This window comes from Rubrivirga sp., assembly GCF_049648075.1.
Lineage (GTDB): Bacteria > Bacteroidota > Rhodothermia > Rhodothermales > Rubricoccaceae > Rubrivirga.
In genome coordinates this window covers 1-2,468 of record NZ_JBARYR010000256.1, presented here as the reverse complement: position 1 = coordinate 2,468, position 2,468 = coordinate 1, and the positions used below count along the sequence as shown (strand labels likewise).

Below are 2,468 nucleotides of genomic sequence, written 5' to 3'. Positions count from 1 at the left end.
GTTCGGCGTCCAGACCGGCGCCGTCTCCGACGGCGCCCCGACGGCCATCACGCCCGCCGGGTGGGCGTTCGCGGTGTGGTCCGTCATCTTCGTCGGCGCCGTCGTCTTCGCCGTGTGGCAGGCGCTGCCGGCCCAGAGCGGAGCGCGCTACGACCGGGCCGGGCTGCCGCTGGTGCTCGCGAACCTGCTCAACGGCTTGTGGCAGATCCCGTGGCTGACCGAGCGGTTCGGGATCGCCGCCATCGCGATCGTCGGCATCCTGGCGTCGCTCGTCTGGCTCTACGTCGTCCTCGACGGGCTCGGCCTCGAGGGCGCCGAGCGCTGGACGATGGGCGTCCCGACGGCCCTGTGGATGGCGTGGCTCGCCGTTGCGACGCCGCTCAACGTGACCGTCTGGCTCCGCAGCGCCGGGTGGACGGCCGACGCTGTCCTCTGGCCGATCCTGGTGATCGTGGCCGTCTCCGCCGTCGGGGCGTGGCTGCTGTCGAGGACGGCGGACCTGGCCGCCGCGGCGGTCTTGGTGTGGGCGTTCGTCGCGATCGGCGTCGAGGTCGAGGGCGTCCTGCTGGGTACGACCGTCGCGGCCGTCGTCGTCACCCTAGCAGCGCTCGCCCTCGGGGCGCGACACCACTCGCTCTGGCCCACGGCCCACGCTCGTGCCTGACACCGCTACATCCCGCTACGTACCCATCGCGTGCTCGCTCCACGACCGCCTAGAAAGCTGGGCGGTTCACCGGACGCCCGTCGAGGTCGTCTGGCGCGACGGTGAGACGGAGCGCGTCCTCGAGGCCGTCATCTCGGACGTGTTCGCCCGGGACGGCGCCGACTGGGTCGTCCTCGAGGGAGAACCGACCATCCGCGCCGACCGGTTGGTCCGCGTCGGAGGCGTCGCGATGAACGAGTCGTGCTAAACATGGACATCGCGCTCAACCACATCCGTGGCCCCGGCCCTACTGGCGATGCGCATGCCGAGCGCCTCGACGACGCCCTCAACGCGCGCCGGGCTGGCCTCGCAACTCCCGGAGAACGTCGAGGTCGATGCTCCCCAGGCGCGTGACGCGGATGCGGCCGGCGCCGGCACGATGAGGCCCCGGCCGTCCGAGAATCTCTCGATGGACGTCCGAGGTTCCGGCCATCATATGGAACGCGATGTGGCGTTTCGCCGGAGCGAAACCGACCCGCATCCAGTCGCCCTCGCGCCCAGACGCGTACCGATAGCGGTACTCGCCGAACCCGATCATCTTCTCGCCTCAGATCGCGGCAGGCTCGCCGGTGACGTCGGACAGCAGGTCGACCAGTTTTCGAGACTCGTCGCCTCGGCGCTCGCCCTCGCGGCCGTCGATGAATGAGGCGACGGAGTCGGCAGGAGGCTGCGTCTTGAGGTCGGCCATTCCTGTGCGGGAAGGTGCATACAGAGGGTAGACCGCAGGTGCGACATCTGCGCGGCACCGTTCGGCCTCGAGGTCGTACCCGTCCCATGCCCTTCCTCCTCTACGGCGCCTACGGCTACACCGGCCGGCTCATCGCCGAACTCGCCCTCGAGCGCGGTCACCGCCCCGTCCTCGCCGGCCGCGACCCGACCAAGCTCAAACCCCTCGCCCGCGACCTCGGCCTCGAGGACGTCACCCTGGGGCTGGACGATCCACGCTCGCTCGACGCGGCCCTCGAGGCCGTCCCCCTCGTGCTCCACGCCGCCGGCCCGTTCTCGCGGACCTCCCAGCCGATGGTCGAGGCGTGCCTCAGGACCGGGACGCACTACCTCGACGTGACGGGCGAGATCGCCGTGTTCGAGGCGTTGGCCGCGCGCGACGAGGCCGCTCATGCGGCCGGGATCACGGTCCTTCCGGGCGTCGGGTTCGACGTGGTCCCGACGGACTGCCTGGCGGCCCACGTCAAGGAGCGACTGCCGAGCGCCACCCGGCTGGAGATCGCGATCCGAGCGTTGTCGTCGGCGTCGCACGGGACGGCACAGACCGCCGTCGAGAACCTGGGCGAGGGCGGAGCCGCGCGCGTCGCGGGCCGGATCGTCGAGGTGCCGGCGGCGCACGACCAAGTCACGGCCACGTTCAGCGACGGCAAGACGCGGACGTGCACCGCGATCCCGTGGGGCGACGTGAGCACGGCGTACCACTCGACGGGCATCCCCAACGTGACCACGTACGCGTCCATGCCGCCGACCGCCGTCCGCGTGATGAAGGCGAGCCGAGCCCTCGGCCCGATCCTGCGCTCGCGGCCGGTCCAATCCGTCCTCGAAGCCGCGGTCTCCCGGTTCGTCAGCGGCCCGAACGACGGCGCCCGCGAGCAAGGGACGTCGTTCGCTTGGGCACGGGCCACCGACGGTTCCGGCGGTGAGGCCATCGCCCGGTGGTCCGGCCCCGAGGGCTACGCCTTCACTGCCGACGCCGCGCTACGGTCCGCGCTCGCCGTCTTGGAGGGCCGAGCCCGGCCCGGCTTTCTGACCCCGTCGC

General features: G+C 71.7%; 5 protein-coding genes. 3 read left to right on the top strand and 2 right to left on the bottom strand.

Translation table 11 applies throughout. From position 1 onward, the window contains the following. A partial coding sequence (locus WBA11_RS07710; protein WP_424520118.1) for a tryptophan-rich sensory protein occupies window positions 1-664 on the top strand: 664 nt, incomplete at its 5' end. Next, window positions 657-911 (top strand): hypothetical protein, encoded by a 255-nt coding sequence (locus WBA11_RS07705; RefSeq protein ID WP_424520117.1) that lies wholly within the window; start codon window positions 657-659, stop codon window positions 909-911. The genes WBA11_RS07710 and WBA11_RS07705, both read left to right, overlap by 8 nt. Window positions 912-989: 78 nt before the next feature. On the opposite strand, the gene WBA11_RS07700 is transcribed toward WBA11_RS07705, so the two are convergent. Together WBA11_RS07700 and WBA11_RS07695 are read right to left on the bottom strand one after the other, a co-directional pair. Then, window positions 990-1,241, bottom strand: coding sequence for a DUF1801 domain-containing protein (locus WBA11_RS07700; protein WP_424520116.1), 252 nt, complete (start codon window positions 1,239-1,241; stop codon window positions 990-992). Window positions 1,242-1,250: 9 nt separating this feature from the next. Then, entirely contained in the window at window positions 1,251-1,391 is a 141-nt protein-coding gene (locus WBA11_RS07695; protein ID WP_424520115.1) for a hypothetical protein, read from the bottom strand. A gap of 86 nt (window positions 1,392-1,477) precedes the next feature. On the opposite strand from WBA11_RS07695, the gene WBA11_RS07690 reads away from it, so the two are divergent. Further along, on the top strand, window positions 1,478-2,468 hold a 991-nt coding region (locus WBA11_RS07690; RefSeq protein WP_424520114.1), incomplete at its 3' end, for a saccharopine dehydrogenase family protein.

Excerpts from the sequence above, each read along its gene's own strand:
- WBA11_RS07700 (WP_424520116.1), bottom strand. The coding sequence starts at position 1,241 with ATGATCGGGTTCGGCGAGTACCGCTATCGGTACGCGTCTGGGCGCGAG.
- WBA11_RS07695 (WP_424520115.1), bottom strand. The coding sequence starts at position 1,391 with ATGGCCGACCTCAAGACGCAGCCTCCTGCCGACTCCGTCGCCTCATTC.